The organism is Streptomyces sp. NPDC096323 (assembly GCF_040302845.1).
In the GTDB taxonomy this organism is placed as follows: domain Bacteria; phylum Actinomycetota; class Actinomycetes; order Streptomycetales; family Streptomycetaceae; genus Streptomyces.
The window spans coordinates 72,887-90,643 of the sequence record NZ_JBEOSI010000012.1; the positions used below are offsets into that span (position 1 = coordinate 72,887).

Here is a 17,757-nt window from a genome sequence, read left to right on the forward strand (position 1 = left end):
GCCCGAACGACAGGACGAGAGAGCATGGAACCCAATAGCCCCGCCGTGGCACCACGGGCACTGCTGTGCCAGGCGGCACGTCCGGACGCCGCGGTCGTCGTCTACGCCATCGCCCACGCCGGCGCGGGGGCGGCGCCGTGGAATCCGGTCGCCGCCGCCCTGCCGGATTCGGTGGAGCTGAAGTCGGTCAGGCTGCCCGGCCGGGAGAGCCGCATCGCCGAGCCGACGCACACGACCGTGCCGGAGGCCGCCGAGGAGGTCGCCCGGGTCATCGCCGCCGACGCCCGTGAGCACGGCAAGCCGGTCCTGGTGGTCGGATCCTGTTTCGGAGCCATGGTCGGACTCGCGGCACTCGGTCTGCTGCCCTCCGATGTGGCGGCGCTGGGTCTGCTGGCCGTCCGTCAGCCGATCCCCGGCCACATCGCTCCCCCGGGCGGGGCCCGGCCCGCGTCGATGGACGCCCGGCAGCTGCGGGCGTGGCTGCGGGACTACCGACTCACCCCGGCCGCGCTGCTGGACGACGACCACGTCTACGAGTTCTTCGAACCGCTGCTGCGGGCCGACCTGACCATGACCGACGGGTGGTCCTTCGACGGGCCCCCGCTCCGGGCGCCGGTGTTCCTGCTCCAGGGGACCGACGCCGGCCAGGCCCTCGACGCGGAGGCGTGGTCGGCTGTGACCAGGGCTCCGGTGCACGTCCACGGTCTTGCGGCCGGTGGGGATCCGCTGACGGAGCATCCCGCGCTCCTCGCCGACGCCATCGCCTCGGTCGCCAGACAGGCGCTGACGGGGGTGGCCCGCCGCGCGCCGGCTTCCCCCGCCCAGCGCAGGCTGTGGTTCGAGGACGTGATGCACCGCAGGGAGGGGCGTCCCGCCGCCTACCACTCGGTGATGTCGGTGCGAATGCGCGAGGCGGTCGACCGGGACCTGCTCGCGGACTCGCTCGCTCTGGTGCGGACCCGCCACGAGGTCCTGCGCACCCGCCTGGAGCTTGCCGACGGTGAGCTCCACCAGCTGATGGACGCCCCGGGAACGCCGGTCCGGCTGCCCCTGGTGGACGTTCCCGGCCGGACGCCGCAGGAGCGTGAGGAAGCGCTGCTGGAGCTGATGCGGGCGGAGTTCGAGAAGCCTTTCGACCTGGGCGCGGACGCCGTATTCCGCGCCCAGCTCTTCCGACTCGCCCCCGACGAGCATGAGTTGCAGCTGGTGGTCCACCATGTCGCCACCGACGGGTGGTCCATGGATGTCCTGCTGCGCGAACTGTCCGACGCGTACGCGGCGAAGGCCGAGGGCCGCCCGCCGCTGCTGCCGGACCTCCCGATCCAGTACGCGGACTACTCGGTGCGCCAGCACAAGCGCATCGCGTCCCCTGCCTTCGACGACGAACTGGCCTACTGGCTCGCCCACTTGGAGGAGGCGCCCCGGGTCCTGGAACTGCCGACCGACCGGCCCCGTCCCCCCGTGCAGTCGTACCGGACCGGAAGTCTGACCTTCGCGTTGCCGGACGACCTCGCGGCGCAGGCGTGCCAGGTCGCGAAGGAGCAGCGGGTCAGCCTCTACATGTTGCTGCTGACCACGCTCCAGATCACCATGTCGCGATGGACGGGCCTGCACGACCTGGTGATCGGCACGCCGGTCGCCAATCGCGCGATGCCCGATACCCAGCGGCTGATCGGCTTCTTCGTCAACCTCCTCCCGCTGCGACTGCGCACGGACGAGAGCCTCACCTTCGCCGAGGCACTGAAGAGGACCCGGACCGTCGCTCTGGACGCCCACGACCACCAGGCCGTCTCCTTCGATCAGCTGGTCGAGGCGATCGCCCCTGAGCGCAGCCTCACGCACGCGCCGGTCTTCCAGGTGCTCTTCTCCCTGGCCGAGCCGCACGACGGCGGCCCGAACGCCCTCGGTGTGCTCTCCGACGTCGACTACGGGGTGGAGAGCAACCTCGATCTCACCTTCGTCGCCGAGACTCAGGGACCCAAGGGCGAGGGCCTGGCCCTGTGGACCGCGTACTCCTCGGACCTCTTCGACGGCGAGACGATCCAGCGGCTGCTGGAACGCTTCACCGAGGTGCTGCGGTCCGTGGTCGTACACCCCGGCGCGACGCTCGCGACCCTGCCCGTCACCACCGAGGCCGAGCGGTCGCGGCTGGGCACCTTCGCCTCCGGTCCCCGGCTGCCCGTGGGCGGCCGCCTCGTCGACGTGCTGCGTACGGGCGAACCGGCCCGGGGGCGGCAGGACGAGATGGCGGTGGACGACGGCGGGGCATCGCTGACCCACCGTGAACTGCACCGGCGCTCCGACCGCATCGCCCGGCATCTTCTGGAGCACGGCGTGGGCCCGGACAAGGTCGTCGGCGCCTGCCTGCCGCGCGGCGCCGACCTGGTGGTGGCGCTGACCGCCGTCATCAAGGCGGGCGGCGTCTACCTGCCCCTCGACCAGGCCCACCCCATGGACCGGCTGCGCTACATGGTGGACGACAGCGCCGCCTGCGCGGTGCTCACCGATGCCAGAGGGACGGCCCTCGACTGGCCGGCGGAGCGCCCGGTGCTGGAGGTGGCGGCGCTCACGGAGCCGGATACCGAGGAGCCCGCGGAGACGCCCTGGCCCCCGGTCCATCCGGACAACCTTGCCTACGTGATCTACACCTCCGGCTCCACCGGCCGCCCCAAGGCGGTGCAGGTCACCCATCGGGGTATCGACAACTTCATCGCCTGGTACGTGGACGAGTTCCGGCTCACCGCCGAGGACCGGGTCTCCCAGCTGGGCACACCCAGCTGTGACGCCAGCCTGCTGGACATGCTTCCCGCGCTGACGGCCGGCAGTCGGCTGGTCGTCGTCCCGGAGGACACGCACCTCGCCTTCGACCAGCTCTGGGACTACTTCGCGCGGACCGGCGTGACTGCCTCGTTCATGGTCACGCCCACGCTTACCGCGAGCGCGGCGGGCGCGCCCGCCGCCCACCCCACCCTCACCCGGCTGGGAGTCGGCGGTGAGCGGCTACCCTCCGTGCCCGAGGGGCTGCCGTGTCCGCTCAGCAACCTCTACGGGCCGACGGAGGCGACCATCGCCGCCACGGCCGGACGGCTCGTCCCCGGGGCTCCGTCGCACGTCGGCACCGCGCTCGCCAACACGCGCACCTACGTACTGGACCAGTGGCTCCGCCCGGTGCCGCCGGGTGTCGCAGGTGAGCTGTACCTGTCCGGACCGCACCTCGCCCGCGGTTACAGCGGCCGTTCCGGGCTGACCGCGCGGACCTTCCTGCCGGACGTGATCGCCGGCGACGGCGGGCGGATGTACCGGACGGGGGACCAGGCCCGCTGGACCGAGGACGGTGCGCTGGACTTCCTCGGCCGGATGGACCGCCAGGTCAAGGTGCGCGGCTTCCGCGTGGAGCTCGAGGAGATCGAGCGGGCGATCGCCTCCGCACCGGGCGTACGGGAGACCGTCGTCCTGCTGCGTGAGGACCTGCCGACCGGTGCGGGGCTCGTCGCCTACTGCCGGGTGGCGCCGGGCGACGCGGCGGAGAGCGGGTGGGTCGAGAAGACACACCGGCATGCCTCCGAGCACCTTCCCGCGCACATGGTGCCGTCGGCCTGGATCGGCATGGAGCACTTCCCGCTCAACAAGAACGGCAAGGTCGACCGTAAGGCGCTGGCGGTGCTGGAGGTGCCGAAGGACGGCGGTCCCACCGGTGAGTACACCGCTCCCGAGGGGGCGATCCAGGAGTTGGTGGCCGAGGTCTGGCAGGAGGTCCTGGGGGCGGACCGGGTGTCCGCCATGGACGACTTCTTCCACCTCGGCGGGCACTCGCTGCTCATCGTGAGGGTGGTGTCCCGGCTGGAGGCAGCCCTCGGCATGAAGATCAGGATGACCATGGTGTTCGAGTACCCGGTGCTGCGCGAACTCGCCGCACGGCTGGAGGAGTCGGTGCTCGCGCACCTCGCGGAGGTGGAGGCATGAGTACAACGTCGGCCGACGGGCCCGGCCGGGAGGACCGGAAAGAGGCCCAGCTACGCGCGTTCCTCGCCCGCCGCCGGGGCGTCGCGGAGCGCGGCGGGATCGATCGGGCCGACCGCACGGCTCCGGTGCCCACCTCGTTCGGGCAGCGCCGCCTGTGGTTCCAGCGGGAGCTCGACCCGGAGGCCGGCAGCCGCAACCTGATCTTCGCCTGGGCACTCGACGGGCAGCTGGACCCGGCGGCCCTGTTCCGCGCGGTCGAGCTGGTGGTCGGCCGGCACGAGGTGCTGAGGCTGCGCATCGAGGCCCGGGACGGCGAGCCCTACCAGAGCGTCGCGGACCCCCGCGGCCTGCCGGTGGACGTGGTGGAGGTCCGGGGGAACACGGCTCAGGAGCGGGAGCGGGAGGCCCGTCGGCTGATCGCGGAGACCATGCGGCCGCCGCTGCCGCTGGACTCCGGCCTGCTGCTGCGGATGGGGCTCTGGCGGGTGGCACCGGAACGGCACCTGCTGGCCCTCGCCGTCCCGCACATCGCGTTCGACGACTGGTCGGTTGGGCTGCTCTTCACCGAGATGGCGGCGGGCTACGAAGCTCTGGTCAAGGGCGAGAAGGCCGTCCTGCCCGCCCTGCCGGTGCAGTACCCCGACTACGCGGCATGGCAGCGCGGCCTCTACGAACAGGAGGGTCCGCGCGCCTGGGTGGAGGAATGGGCCGAGTCCATGGCGGACGCGCCGCCCGTTCTGGAACTCCCCGCCGACCGGCCCCGGCCGCAGTCCGGCGCCGTGCGCACCGAGACCGTCGACATCGCCGTCGCCCCGCGGCTCACCGGCGCGGTCGAGCGGCTGGCCGAGGCGGAGGCCGCTACGCCGTTCATGGTGTACCTCGCCGTGTACTGCCTGCTACTGGCCGAGCTGTCCGGCGGCGAGGACGTCGTGGTCGGCACCCCGGTGACCACGCGTACCGTGCCGGCCCTGGAACCGCTGCTGGGCTTCTTCGTCAACACGCTCATCCTGCGTGCGGACGTCGACCGTGCCGGGAGTTTCGAGCAACTGCTGCGCCGGGTGAAGAGCCGGGTGCTGGAGCTGATTGAGCACTCCCACACCCCGTACGAGCTGTTGGTGGAGCGGCTGAACCCGGCGCGCGTCCCCGGAGTGAACCCGGTGATCCAGACCATGCTGACGTTGCAGAGCGGGTCGGCGTCGGAACTGCGGCTCGCCGGTCTCCGGGCCGAGCCGATCGGCGTCGGCGACGGAGCCAGCGAGTACGACCTGGTGGTAGCGCTGGCACCGGGCGGGGAAGGCCCGTCCGGCAGCGGGGGCCTGCGCGCCCGGCTGTTCTACTCGGCGGATCTCTTCGACCGGGTGACGGTCGAGGGTTTCGGCCGCCACTACCTCTCCCTGATCGAGGCGTGCACAAGCGAGCCGAAGGCGCCGTTGTGCGCCCTGGAGGCGACCGGGGACTCGCCCGGTACGTCCGGGCTGGCGGGGCCCATCGCACCGGTCGCGGTCGTGGAGAGTTATGACGTCGGCCTGCGGGTGCGCGCCGGTGCCGCGGCCCACCCCGGCCGGCGGGCCGTGCTCGCCGACGACGGCGAGCTGACCTTCGCCGAGCTGGACCGGCGCGCCGACGTCCTCGCCGGGGTCCTGCTGCGGTCCGGGGCCGGGCCCGAGCAGGCGGTGGGTGTCCATCTGCCGCGCTCCTGCGCGCTGGCGGTGGCCGTGCTGGCGGTCTGGCGGGCGGGGGCCGTGTTCGTACCGCTCGATCCGAACCACCCCGACGGGCGGCTGTCGGGGATCGCCGCCGACGCGAACCTCAAGGTCCTCGTCAGCGCCGACGGGACCGGTCCCGGCTGGTGGCGCGGCGAGACCGTGTCCGCCCTCGCCGGCGCCGGCGAGGGGACCGGAAGGAACGAGGCCCTGCCGGTGCCGCACCCCGCTTCCCTCGCCTATCTCGTCCACACGTCGGGGACGACCGGGAAGCCCAAGGGCGTCGGGGTCTCCTACGCCAATCTCACCAACCTCGCCTGGGCGGTCGGCTCACTGGCCGACTTCCGCGCGGAGACGGCCGCCAACGTTCTGGCGCCCTCCTTCGACGGCTGGATCTGGTCCATGGTGCTGCCACTGGCCCATGGCAAGGGTGTGGTCATGGCCGACCCGGTGGGCGAGGAGGGCCTGGACGAGCTGCTGACCCGGACCGGCGCGGGCGCGGTCACCGTGACCCCGTCCCTGCTCAGCGTCTCGGAACGGCTGCCGGACACCCTGGACACACTCGTTGTCGCGGGCGAGCCCTGCCCGCCCGCCCTGATCAGGCGCTGGGCCCCCGGCCGGCGCTTCGTCAACGCCTACGGGCCGTCCGAGATCACGGTCTGCGCCACGTGGGCCGACTCCCTGGCCGGTGACGACGTCAGCACCATCGGCAGGCCCATCGGCAACTACCGGGTCCACGTGACCGACCGCTACCTGCGGGCCGTACCGCCGGGTGTCACCGGGGAACTGCTCGTCGGAGGTGCCGGGGTCACCCGCGGCTACCGGAAAAATCCCGGGCTGACCGCCCGGCGGTTCGTCGCCGATCCCTTCTCGAAGGACGGCGGCCGCCTCTATCGCACCGGCGACCTGGTCCGCCAACGGCCGGACGGCACGCTGCAGTTCGTGGGGCGGCTGGACCAGCAGGTGAAGATCCGCGGCTTCCGGGTCGAGCCGGGTGAGATCGAGCGCCGCGCGGTCGAGGTGCCCGGGGTGGCCGACTGCGCCGCGGTCGTCCTGGAGGGCGGCCATGTGGGGACGCTGGGGCTCGCCCTGGTGGCCGACGAGGGCGGGACGGGAGCGGCGAGCGCTCTCGTGCGCGGGGTGCGGGACGTGCTGGAGCGCGAGCTGCCGCCGTTCATGGTCCCCACCCGGATCATCGTGGTCGAGGCGCTGCCGCTCACCCGGGTCGGCAAGCTGGACCAGGAACGGCTGGTACAGGACTTCGCGTCGGCCGCGGCGCCGCGGCAATCGGCGTCGATGACGGCCCTGGAGGCCGTGATCGCCGGTCTGTGGGCGGAGGCGCTGGACTGCCCCGTGCTGGACGCGTCCGCCAACTTCTTCGACCTGGGCGGCCATTCGCTCGTCGCGGCGAAGCTCATGCCCCGGCTGTCGGAGGCGCTGGGAACCAAGCTGTCGGTACGGCATCTGATGACCCGTCCGACCGTGCGCGCCCTCGCGGGCGAGGCGGAGCGGCTGGGCGCCCAGGTCCCGCGCCCGTAGAAAACGACACATGGTCAGGCATCCGGGCCTCCGGGTGCCTGACGAATCAGGACGCAGTGAACACTGCCCGCGTACGGAAGGACTTGCCGCATGCCCTCGTCCCACCTCACCAGCGTGGACCTCGCGGACCCGCACACATTCCTCGATCGTGACCTGCACGAGCTGTGGCGTTCCCTGCGCACGGACTCCCCCGTGTACTGGAATCCGCCGTCGGAATCGGCCCCCGGGTTCTGGGCCGTCATGCGGTACAAGGACATCGTGAGTGTCTACCGGGACCCGGAGGAACGTTTCACGTCCACGCGGGGCAACGTCCTCGCCACCTTGTTGCAGGGACACGACTCCGCCTCGGGTCAGATGCTGGCCGTCAGTGACGGGCCCCGGCACCGTGCCACCCGTGCGCTCCTGCTGAAGTCGTTCACACCCAAGGCCCTGGCCCCGGTGATCGCCAAGGTGCACGCGCGTACGCGGCGGCTGGTCGCCCAGGCCATCGACCGCGGCGAGGTGGACTTCGCGACGGACGTGGCCGACCAGATTCCGATCAACACGATCGGCGACCTCATGGACGTGCCCGAGTACGACCGTCCTCAGCTGGTCGACTGGAACACCATGTCGTTGGCGAGCGACGGTGCGGGCGGCGGCGAGCTGGACGAGATCCTGGCCCGCAACGAGATCCTCATGTACTTCGCGGACCTCGCGGAGCAGCGCCGCCGCGAACCGGGCGACGACGTGGTCAGCGCACTCGCCAACGGGACCATCGACGGGGAGCCACTGACAGAGGACGAGATCGTCCTCAACTGCTACAGCCTCGTCCTGGGCGCGGAGCAGTCCAGCCGGATGTCGTCGATCGGCGGTGTCCTCGCGCTCGCCGAGTACCAGGACGAGTGGCGCAGGCTCAAGGACGGGAGCGTGGGCCTGGACACGGCCACGGAGGAGATCCTGCGCTGGACCACGCCGGCGATGCACATGGGGCGCCGGGCCCTGGCCGACGCCGAGATCGGCGGGCAGGCGATCGCCAAGGACGACATCGTCACCCTGTGGAACACCTCGGCCAACTTCGACGACGAGGTCTTCACCGATCCGACGCGGCTCGACCTGGGGCGCAAGCCCAACAAGCACCTCGCGTTCGGTCTCGGCGCGCACTTCTGCCTGGGTGCCTTCCTCGGACGAACCCACCTCACGGCCGCTCTGGAAGCCGTCCGCGACCTGGTCAGGACAGTGGAGGTGAGCACGCCGCCGAGGCGGCTCTTCTCCAACTTCGTCCTCGGTTACACCAACGCCCCGGTCCACCTGCACGGTGAACCGGGTGCGGCCGGGCAGTGACGTCGCGGCCGGTGCCCGCCCCAGCGGCACACAGGGCCGCGCGATGAGGGCGTCCCGGGATCCTCGCGCTGCCCGACCGCGCCGGGACGCCCTACTCCGGGGACGTGAGGGGCAGGGGCAGGCCGACGGAGCCCAGGGGCTCGTCCGGGTGCCTCGTGGCGTGGTCGAGAGCGGCCGCGTACGCTGCGGCGAGCGCTTCGACGGTCGCCCGGTCCCACAGGTCCGAGGCGTACGCGACACTGAGCTGGTCACCCCGTTCGCCGGTGACCTCCAGGGCCAGGTCGCGCTGCACGTCGATGTCCTGCGCCGGGATTTCGGCCACGGTCAGCCCCGGCATCGTGACCGGTTCGATCACACCGGACTTGTAGGTCATCGTGACCTGCACCAGCGGGTTGTACGCCGGACTGTGCGTCACGCCGGCGCTGTCGAGGATGAGCTCGAAGGGGACGTCCTCGTGCTCCCGCGCGTCCAGTACCTGCTGCTTCACCTCTTCGAGGTGCTCGCGGAAGGTCAGCCCGTCGCGCACCGTGTACCGCACGGGAAGGATGCTCGCGAACGGCCCGATCATGTCGTCGGTCTCCGGCAGCGGCCGGTGGTTGACGGCCGTCCCGACGACCAGGTCCCCGCAGCCCGTCCACCGGGCCAGCACGGAGACGAACACGGCGAGCGTCACGATGTGCGGAGTCGCGCCGGCCTCCCCGGCGAGGGTGTCGACGCGTCGTACGGCCTCGGACGGCAGCGGGGCGCGCAGGCAGTCGCCCCGGAAGGACTGCGTCGGCCGGCGCGGCCGGTCCGTCGGCAGGGGCATCGGCTGCGGCACACCGGCCAGCGCGTCGCGCCAGAACCTGACACCGTCCGCGTACCGCCCGTCGGCCACTTCCCGCCGCTGCCATTCCGCGAAGTCCAGGTACTGCAGGGACATCGGTTCGATCGCCTCACCGGCGTAGAGCGCGGCGAGATCCCGTTGCAGTACGGAGACCGACCAGCCGTCCAGGGCTATGTGATGGATGATCAGCACAAGGATGTGCTCGTCGTCGGCGACGTTGAACAACCGCGCCCGCATGACCCGTCCGCTCGTCAGGTCCAGCCCGTCCCGGGCGGTTTCGGCGAGGGCGGACCGGAGGTCCTGCTCCGGGACACCCGTCGTGGCGGGTACGGGCTCGGGCCGCAGCTCCAGGGAGTACGGGGGACGGACGTCCTGCCGGACCAGATGGCCGTCGACGTAGAAGCCCGTCCGGAGTATTTCGTGCCTCTCGACCAGCCGGTCGAGCGCTCGAGACAGCGCCTCGGCGTCGAGTGGGCCGCTCATCCGGTAGCTGTGCTGGGTGGCGAACCCCGTGGCGCCCCCCTGTATCTCCTGGGCGAGCCACAGGCCCAGCTGGGCAGGAGATGCCTCGACCGGAACACTCCGGTCGACCCGCGACAGTTCCCGGTCGGGCGCGGAGGCGGCCGCCAGCCACTGAGTGAGGATGTCCGCTCGGCGGTTGTCGGTGGTCACGTCGTAGCTCCTCGTCGCAGGCGTCAACTACCGGTCGGGGCAGGGGCTGAGGGGGTGGCGGAGGAGGCGCACTTTAGCAGGCACGCCTGGTCTGCGGGCATCGCGGGTGACCGTCTGAGGCCCGGCGCACACTCTGATCAAGGGTTGATTGTGGGGCCGCATTACCGAATAATCCAACTGGGTTCATCCGAGCGGCCGTTCGCACGGATTCCGACCGGATGCGAGGGCGGCCGATGGCAGGGCGGTACGGCCGAGCTCGCCGAATCCGCAAGGGCGACGGTGTCGCGCCTTCCGCGCATCACCCGGTTCCTCGTACTCCTGACATCAGGCGCCCCGGCCCGTGTGCCGGCCACCCGACCGCACGGCGACCGGGCCCGGCCGTCGGCACGGCGGCGTGAACCCGGTCGAGCTCTCCCCCGGCGATCCCCGTACCCGCCCCCTTCTCGCCACCGATACGGCGCAGTGAACCTCCGGAAGGCTGAATCATGACGCGAACTCCCGGCCATGCGGCGGGGGCGCCCGAGACGAACGATTCCCCTCTGGCGCCCGTGACCCCTCCGCAGCTCGCCATGCTGATGCACGGTGACGAGGATCCCGAGTCGGCCGTATACGGGATCGCGAATCTCCTGCGGGTGGACGAGGAGGTCGGCGCCGAGGTGATCGCCGAAGCGTGGCGGACGGTGATCGCCGAGTTCTCGGCGCTGCGCAGCGGATTCACCCTCGATGCCCGGGAGTCCTGGGCGATCACCACGGCCCCTGCGGCCACCGGCATACCTGTCCACCTGTGCCGTTGCTCCGGTGACAACGTCGACGCGCACCTGAACGCCCGTACGCGGGACGCCGCGGCCGAGGCGGCGGACCGGCACCGGCCGGTCCGGATCGAGGTGCATCTGGCGGACCGCCCGCATGTGATCTTCGCGTACCATCACGCGCTGCTGGACGGGTGGTCCGCCGCTGCCGTCATCAGCCGGTCCCTCGCCCATATGCGCCATCTCGCGGGTCTCGGCGATGCTCCGGCCCCCGCGCCGGATGTCATGCCGGAAGCCCAGAAGAGCCTTCTCGCCGCTGCCGGGTCCGCCGACGCGAACGACTTCTGGCACCAGGCGATCCGCCGGATGCCGCCGTCGCTGCTCGGGCAGCGGGCGGCCGGGCCGGCCGACCATCGCGAACTGGTCGAAGAGATCGACCGGGACCTGTGGGATGCGCTGGTGGCCGTGGCACGGCGGCTGGGCGTCACACTGCCCATGCTCGTCATCTCGGCCTACGCGGCGGCACTCTCGAAGGCACTGGGGCAATCGGGCGTGACGTTCGGTCTGGTCACCTCGCTGCGCGGGATCGTCGAAGGCATTGAGGAAGAGGCGATCGGCCTGTTCCTCAATACGCTGCCGTACGGCGTGGACCCGGGCGCGGCCGAGGACTGGGCGCAGTTGGCGCGAACCGTGCGCCGGAAGACGGCCGAGGCGTCACAGCACAGCGCTGTCGACGTCGCGTCGTTGTCGTCGGTGACACACCCGGTGTCCCAGCTGATGAACACCGCTCTCGCGTTCCAGACGTATCCCGGCGCGAAGGGTCGCTTCTCGGACCCGTCGGCGTCCGACGGCCGCCGGGGCATCGTCACCGTCCGCGTGCAGGACCACACGCACTACGCTCTCACGGCCTGCGTCTACCCCGCCGACGACGGGCGGTGGGCCATGCGCGTCTCCTACGACGCGGCCCGGGTGGCACCGGCCGTGGTGGCGGACCTGGCCCAGGACCTTCTGCTCGGGCTGAGGGACATCATCGAGGACCCGGCCCGGCCGACCAGGTGTGCGGCCCCGGCGGACGCCGCCGTCGGTCCGCAGACGCGGCCCGACCCCGGTTCCGGCGCGGAGGACGTGCCGCTGATCGCCGACTCGCCGGCGGCCTCGGCGGTGGCGGCGGCGTGGAAGGACCTCCTGGGGCGGGAGTTCGACCCTTCCGAGGACTTCTTCCTTTCGGGTGGAAGCAGCATGTCGGCGATGAGGCTGGCGATGCGCCTGCAGAGCGGCCTCGGCATTCGCGTCCCCGTGCGCGCCGTCTTCGAGAGCCGCACCGGGCTGGAGATCGTCCGGTACCTGGAGAAGGCTGCTTTCGAGTCGGGCCAGGAGTGAGGCGGAGCACGTATGCGGATGTATGACACGCGGATCGGGGCCGAGGGATGACACTGCTCAGTGCCGACTTGCTCGACCCACAGGTGCACGCCACCCGTGACCTGACGGAGGTCTTCGGGTGGCTGCGGGAGCACGATCCCGTGCACTGGCACGACGGTGCGCCGGGCTTCTGGAGTGTGACCCGGCACGCCGACGTGATGCGGGTCGTGCGCGACGAACAGCGCTTCACCTCCTTGCGCGGCAACATGCTCGCCACGCTGCTGCGGGGCCACGACCCGGGTGCCGGCAAGATGCTCGTGGTGAGCGACGGGCCGTACCACAAAGCGCTGCGCCGGTTGCTGATGAGCGGTTTCGGGCCGAGGTTCCTCGGCCCGATCACCGAGTCGATCGCCCGGGCCACCCGCACGCAGCTCAGGGCGCTGGTCGCTCGTGGTGGCGGCGACTTCGTCTCCGAGGTGGCCGCACAGGTGCCGTTGCAGGCGATTTGCGAGCTGCTGGGAGTGCCCGCGCGCGACCGGGGCGAGATCCTGGAGCTGACGAACTCCGCCATGCTGGCCGCACCTCCCGGGGAGGCCATGAGTTCCCAGGCGCGCATCGCTCAGAGCGAGCTCCTCCTCTACTACATCTCCCTGGCCGCCGAACGCCGGGACGCACCTGGGAGCGACATCGTCAGCCTGCTCGTCCAGGGAGAGGTCGACGGCAGGAGGCTGACCGAGGAGGAAGTGCTCCTCAACTGCTACAACCTGATCATCGGAGGCGACGAGACGGCACGTCTCGCCATGGCGGGCGGGCTGCTCGCACTCGTCGAGCACCCGGCCCAGTGGGCGCGGCTGCGCTCCGACCCGGGTCTGGTCGACAGCGCCGTCGAAGAGGTCCTGCGGTGGACGACGCCGGCGCGGCATGTCGGCCGGACGGTGCTGTCGGACACCGGGCTGGGCGGACGCACCCTGCGCGCGGGCGACGTGGTGGTGTTGTGGAACATCGCCGCGAACCGGGACCCCGCGGTGTTCTCCGAGCCGGAGGTCTTCGACCTGGCACGTACACCGAACCGGCATCTGACCTTCGGCTATGGTCCGCACTTCTGCATCGGAGCACAGCTCGCCCGGGCGGAGATCCGGACGATGCTGACGGAACTGCGTACGACGGTCTCGGCGATCGGACTGACGAGCGAAGCGACGCGCATCCCGTCGACGTTCATCACCGGCCTCGAAACCCTTCCCGTCGCCTTCGTACCGGCCGAGGGGCAGGGAAGCTGACGGCGGGCGCCACGGAAGCGGACCGTGGCGCCTCCCGCCCGGACAGAACACCCCCGTTCCGCTCTCAGGAATCGCGTTCCAGCAGGTGGAGCTTGTGGATCAGATAGCCTGCGTGCAGCCGGTTGCGGGCGTCGATCCGCCGCATGATGCCGGAGAGGTGGCGCTGATACGTGCGCAGCGACATGCCGAGGCGTTTGGCGATGACCTTGTCCTCGTATCCCTCGACGAGAAGGCGGATCACGGCGAGCTTGAGGTCCTCCGAGATACTGAGGACGTGCTCACGGTTGTAGGCGTAGGGGAAGGGGGTCCCCTGGGACCACGTCCGCTCGAAGGAGGCGACCGCGAAGTCCACCACGTTCGGGTCGCGCACCACGACGGCCCCGGCCGGGTGGTCCCGCAGCGGCATAACGGCGACCTCGCCGTCGAAGACCAGCAACTCGGCGAAGGCGTCGCCGACGGTCCGGACCTCTGCTCCCCGTTCGGTGAGCATGCCCACGAACTCCACGGTCGGCTGGCTGAATTGCGCGGTGTGGTGATAGAGGGTGCGGACTCCCGCCCCCCGTTCGAGTAGGCGCGCGGCGTGCTCCTGGGACTCCTGCAACGCCTCCTCGGGCCGGGCCCCGCCGGGCCGGGAGGCGAGCACTTCCTTGGTGCAGTGTGCGGCGAGTTCGGCGATGGCCCGTCGTACACCCGCGTGGTCCGTGATCACCTGGGTCGCGCACCGGTCCATGCCCCCCCGGGCGCTGGACGCGTAGACCGGTGTCAAAGCGGCCAGCCCGGCGTAGGCGCGGTCGAACTCCCGCTGGTGTTCCTGGAGTGCGCGCATCGCCGGCAGCAGCAGGTCCGCGCTCACGGTGGCCGGCGGAACCGCGACGAGCCGTTCCGGGTCGCCGCCGGTCGCGCGCAGCAGCCCGAGCTCCATGAGCTGGTGAACGGCCGCGAGGACTTCGTCCTCCGCCGCGGATTCACCGGACGCCATGAGCAGTTCGGCTCTGGATACCTCCTGGCGCCCCTCCGCGTAGGCGTACAGCGTGACGCCGATGTCTCCGATCGGTGCGTCCGATTTGCCGGGATTCGTCGCGCGGAAGTCCGAACGCTCGTCCCTGACCATGCGGTGCAAAGCCACGGATCCCCCCGTGCGCGTGGATGACACCGCCCCCATAACGGCATCACACATGTCCACGCGTTCGCTGCGGACCATATCTCAAAAACCTCGGAATACGCCCGCGCCCCTGGAATAACCGTCGTCTCGCCGACCGTGGACGGAGGCCGCCGGTCCGGTTCGTCACGCCAGCGTCCACGACTGGTTCGCCGTGCCGCCGCAGGTCCACATCCGGAGCTGGCTGCCGTCCGTCGTGCTCCAGTCCGTGACGTCGAGACACTTGCCCGAAGCCGTGGTGACCAGGCTGCCGTTGGACCCGTCGCCCAGGACTGGGCGCCGGAGCCGTTGCAGTCGCAGAGCTGCACGTTCGTACCGTCGGCCGTGCCCGCCGCCGGGGACTGCAAGACGTTCAGCCCTGTCTCATTCGCTGGTGACGGAGGTAGGCGCTATCCGAGGAGGATGCACTGGCGGAGCAGGGTGAAGCCTGCATCGAGCACGGGTCCCCGGCTGAGCCGGTCGGTGGCGCCAAGTCGGACGAGCAGTTGATCGCGATGCTGGTCGACCGGGCCCGGAGTGAGGGCATGCAGCTGACCGACGTCGGTCCGGTCGAGGACAAGGTGCCCCGAGACGTGGAGGGCGGCTTCGAGCCGCAGATCGTGCGCAAGCGGCAGCGCCGGCTGACGGGCGTGGACGAGATGGTGCTGTCGCTGTCGGCGAAAGGTCTCACCCACGGGGAGATTTCCGCACACCTGGCCGAGATCTACGGCGCCGAAGTCTCCAAGCAAACCATCTCCACCCTCACTGACCGGGTGATGCAGGGCATGACCGGATGGCAGAACCAACCGCTTGACCGCGCTTGAGTTCTATCGGTGGTTGCGAACGTTCCCGAAGGAGAGCGTTCGGATGCCGAAGTACGCCCCCAACAAGATGTCGACCTCGGTGAAGAAGCGGTACTTCGAGCTGCTGCGCGAGGGCTACAAGGGTGCCGCTGCCGCCCTGGTGGTCGGGGTCTCCACCGGATGCGGCTCGCTGTGGTTCATCGATGCTGGCAGCATGATCGTTCCTGACCCCGGCCCGATATCGCCGCGCTTCCTCACCCAGGACGACCGGATCGCCATCGCTGACGGGCTCAAGGGCCTCCCCGACGCGGTCGAGACCCTATGGCCCCGCACCAGCGTGCACGCGTGCATCGTCCACCTCCTGCGCAACAGCTTCCGATACGCCTCGCGTGCGGACTGCGACAAGATCGCCAAGGCGCTCAAGCCCGTCTGCACCGCGCCGAGCGAGGGCGCGGCCACGCCATGGTTCCCGGAATTCGCCGAGACTTGGGGCAAGAGATACCCAGCGATCGTCCGCCTCCGGGAGAGCGCCTGGGTCGAGTTCGTGCCCCTCCTCTCCTTCGACGTCGAGATCCGCACCGTCACCTGCTCGACGAACGCCATCGAGTCCGTCAACGCGCGGATACACAAGGCCGTCCGGGCCTGCGGACACTTCCCCACCGAAGCCGCCGCCCTGAGATGCATCCACCCGCGGCACTGATGAGCCTCGACCCGACCGGCAAGGGCTGCAAACGCTGGACCATGCGCTGGAAGGCCCCCTCAACGCCTTCCAGATCGCCTTTGTCAGCAGCCTGCGCGCTTCACGTCGTGCACTTCGAAAAACAGGTCGAGCACGCCCGGCCACCCTGGCTGATTCACATGAAATAGCAGGTCAGAGTCCCTTTTCTCTGCGCAGCGTGAGTGCGCCCAGAGCGTCAAACGAGCGTCCCGGTCGATAGCCCCTCCCGCCCACTCGGGCCAGACGGGGCTGGCACGACCAGACCGCCCACGCACGCTTCCTCCTCGAGGACAAGCACGCCCACTACATCGCACTGATCAAGGGCAACCACCCCACCCTGCACCGGTGGCTGAAGGCCCTGCCATGGCGGCAAGTACCACGCCAGGACAAGGCCCGGGCCACCGCACACGACCGCGACGAGATCCGCCGGATCAAGCACGCCACCGTGACGGGGGTCCCCTTCCCACATGCGGTGCAGGCCATCCACATCGTGCGCCGCAGACAGATCGTCACTACCGGCAAGGTCACACTGGAACGCATCTACGGGATAACCGACCTGGCTGCGGAGCAGGCCGACGCAACCGAGATCGCAGGCCGCGCCCGCAACCACTGGGGCATCGAGAACAAGATCCACCACGTAAGAGACACCACGTACGCCGAGGACGCCTCCCGCGTACGCACCGGCACTGCTCCACATGCCATGGCATCCCTGCGCAGCCTGGCCATCGGTGCTCTCCGACTCGCCAGCCAGACGAACATCGCCGCCACAACACCTGCGATGCAAACCGTCCACTGATCACCCTCGGCATCATGTGATCAACCAGGACACGTCAGCTGAACGACGCCGCGCTGGCATCAAACCACCGGCTGCTCGCGTATTGGGAAATCGGTGTGTCCTGCTCCGGAAAAGGACGGGCCGGGGCGGCGTGCAGGCGAAGCGGGCACGGGTGTGGCGAACGAGGCTGAGAGGTGGGTAACACGCCGCGAAAGGAGCACGTTCGCCGGTCAGCGGGGGATGTGCTGAAAGGCTGGCGCTTGCGCAGCAAGGAGACTGCGGTCGGTTGATACACGGCCGCGTCCAGAACAAGGGAGATTCGCATGCCGGGGATTGTTACTGTCACTGACAAGGACTTCGAGGACGTGGTCCTCAAGAGCACCAGCGGCAAGCCCGTCCTTGTCTATTTTTGGGCGCCGTGGGTTGGACCGTGCAGGGAGATGACGGGCCACGTTGAAAAGATCGCCGAAGAACATGACGAGCTCGTCGTCGTGAGGGTCAACGCTGACGACGGCCAGAAAAGCATCGAGCAGTGTGGAGTCCGGGTCCTTCCCACCCTGGTACTCGTCCGCGAAGGTCACCACGACGGGGCGTGGCAGGGTTTCATGACGAAGGAAATGATCGAAAATAAGGTTCTCGCATAGACCGGTGGCGAGAGGTGTTCGTACTGGTCGTGAGGAGAGGGGAATGCCCTGCGGACGGGCGCGCGGGGCTGACCGCGCCGATACGTCCGGCCCCCTCATGGCTTTCTGTGGAGCATCCTTCGCGGTATCGGCGGTGTCCATCCCCCGACGCCTGACAACCAAGAACAGTGCGTGTGCCGTTCCGAGGAAATGTCACCGCGACGGCGCCTCGGAACGGCACCTCAGGGGCCGGCAGCGGACGCTCGCGCCACGGCCCCGCGTCCGGAGCATC

The 17,757-nt window shown here is 70.3% G+C and carries 10 protein-coding genes and 1 pseudogene; 8 read left to right on the forward strand and 3 right to left on the reverse strand.

What is annotated here, in order from left to right; translation table 11 throughout:
- Positions 1-24: 24 nt before the first annotated feature.
- The 3 genes from ABTX18_RS29995 to ABTX18_RS30005 all read left to right on the forward strand — a co-directional run bounded on the left by ABTX18_RS29995 (position 25) and on the right by ABTX18_RS30005 (position 8,525).
- Positions 25-3,963, forward strand: a complete 3,939-nt coding sequence (locus ABTX18_RS29995) for a non-ribosomal peptide synthetase (protein WP_352125927.1) — start codon at positions 25-27, stop codon at positions 3,961-3,963.
- Positions 3,960-7,205: a non-ribosomal peptide synthetase gene (locus ABTX18_RS30000; RefSeq protein WP_352125928.1), complete on the forward strand. Its 3,246-nt coding sequence runs from the start codon at positions 3,960-3,962 to the stop codon at positions 7,203-7,205. Before ABTX18_RS29995 ends, ABTX18_RS30000 begins: the two co-directional genes overlap by 4 nt.
- A 90-nt stretch (positions 7,206-7,295) precedes the next feature.
- Positions 7,296-8,525: a cytochrome P450 gene (locus ABTX18_RS30005; RefSeq protein WP_352125929.1), complete on the forward strand. Its 1,230-nt coding sequence runs from the start codon at positions 7,296-7,298 to the stop codon at positions 8,523-8,525.
- 91 nt (positions 8,526-8,616) lie between these two features.
- On the opposite strand, the gene ABTX18_RS30010 is transcribed toward ABTX18_RS30005, so the two are convergent.
- Positions 8,617-10,023 carry a condensation domain-containing protein gene (locus ABTX18_RS30010; protein WP_352125930.1) on the reverse strand — a complete coding sequence of 469 codons (1,407 nt, stop codon included), beginning with the start codon at positions 10,021-10,023 and terminating at the stop codon, positions 8,617-8,619.
- A 548-nt stretch (positions 10,024-10,571) separates the two neighbouring features.
- Between ABTX18_RS30010 and ABTX18_RS30015 the strand changes: the two genes are divergently transcribed.
- Both ABTX18_RS30015 and ABTX18_RS30020 read left to right on the forward strand, forming a co-directional pair.
- Positions 10,572-12,152: a condensation domain-containing protein gene (locus ABTX18_RS30015; protein WP_352125931.1), complete on the forward strand. Its 1,581-nt coding sequence runs from the start codon at positions 10,572-10,574 to the stop codon at positions 12,150-12,152.
- Between the two features lie 47 nt (positions 12,153-12,199).
- A complete protein-coding gene (locus tag ABTX18_RS30020) occupies positions 12,200-13,408 on the forward strand; it encodes a cytochrome P450 (RefSeq protein WP_352125932.1) in 1,209 nt (402 codons plus the stop codon).
- Between the two features lie 64 nt (positions 13,409-13,472).
- On the opposite strand, the gene ABTX18_RS30025 is transcribed toward ABTX18_RS30020, so the two are convergent.
- On the reverse strand, positions 13,473-14,534 hold the full coding sequence (locus ABTX18_RS30025) for a helix-turn-helix domain-containing protein (protein WP_352125933.1): 1,062 nt from the start codon (positions 14,532-14,534) through the stop codon (positions 13,473-13,475).
- A gap of 159 nt (positions 14,535-14,693) precedes the next feature.
- On the reverse strand, positions 14,694-14,867 hold the full coding sequence (locus ABTX18_RS30030; protein WP_352126066.1) for an RICIN domain-containing protein: 174 nt from the start codon (positions 14,865-14,867) through the stop codon (positions 14,694-14,696).
- A gap of 194 nt (positions 14,868-15,061) precedes the next feature.
- Here ABTX18_RS30030 and ABTX18_RS35900 point away from each other — a divergent pair.
- The 3 genes and pseudogenes from ABTX18_RS35900 to ABTX18_RS30050 all read left to right on the forward strand — a co-directional run.
- Positions 15,062-16,158, forward strand: a pseudogene (locus ABTX18_RS35900) (transposase); the annotation flags it as partial.
- A 225-nt stretch (positions 16,159-16,383) separates the two neighbouring features.
- Positions 16,384-16,863, forward strand: coding sequence for a hypothetical protein (locus ABTX18_RS30045; RefSeq protein WP_352126067.1), 480 nt, complete (start codon positions 16,384-16,386; stop codon positions 16,861-16,863).
- 302 nt (positions 16,864-17,165) lie between these two features.
- Positions 17,166-17,486, forward strand: coding sequence for a thioredoxin family protein (locus tag ABTX18_RS30050; protein ID WP_352125934.1), 321 nt, complete (start codon positions 17,166-17,168; stop codon positions 17,484-17,486).
- Positions 17,487-17,757 lie beyond the last annotated feature (271 nt).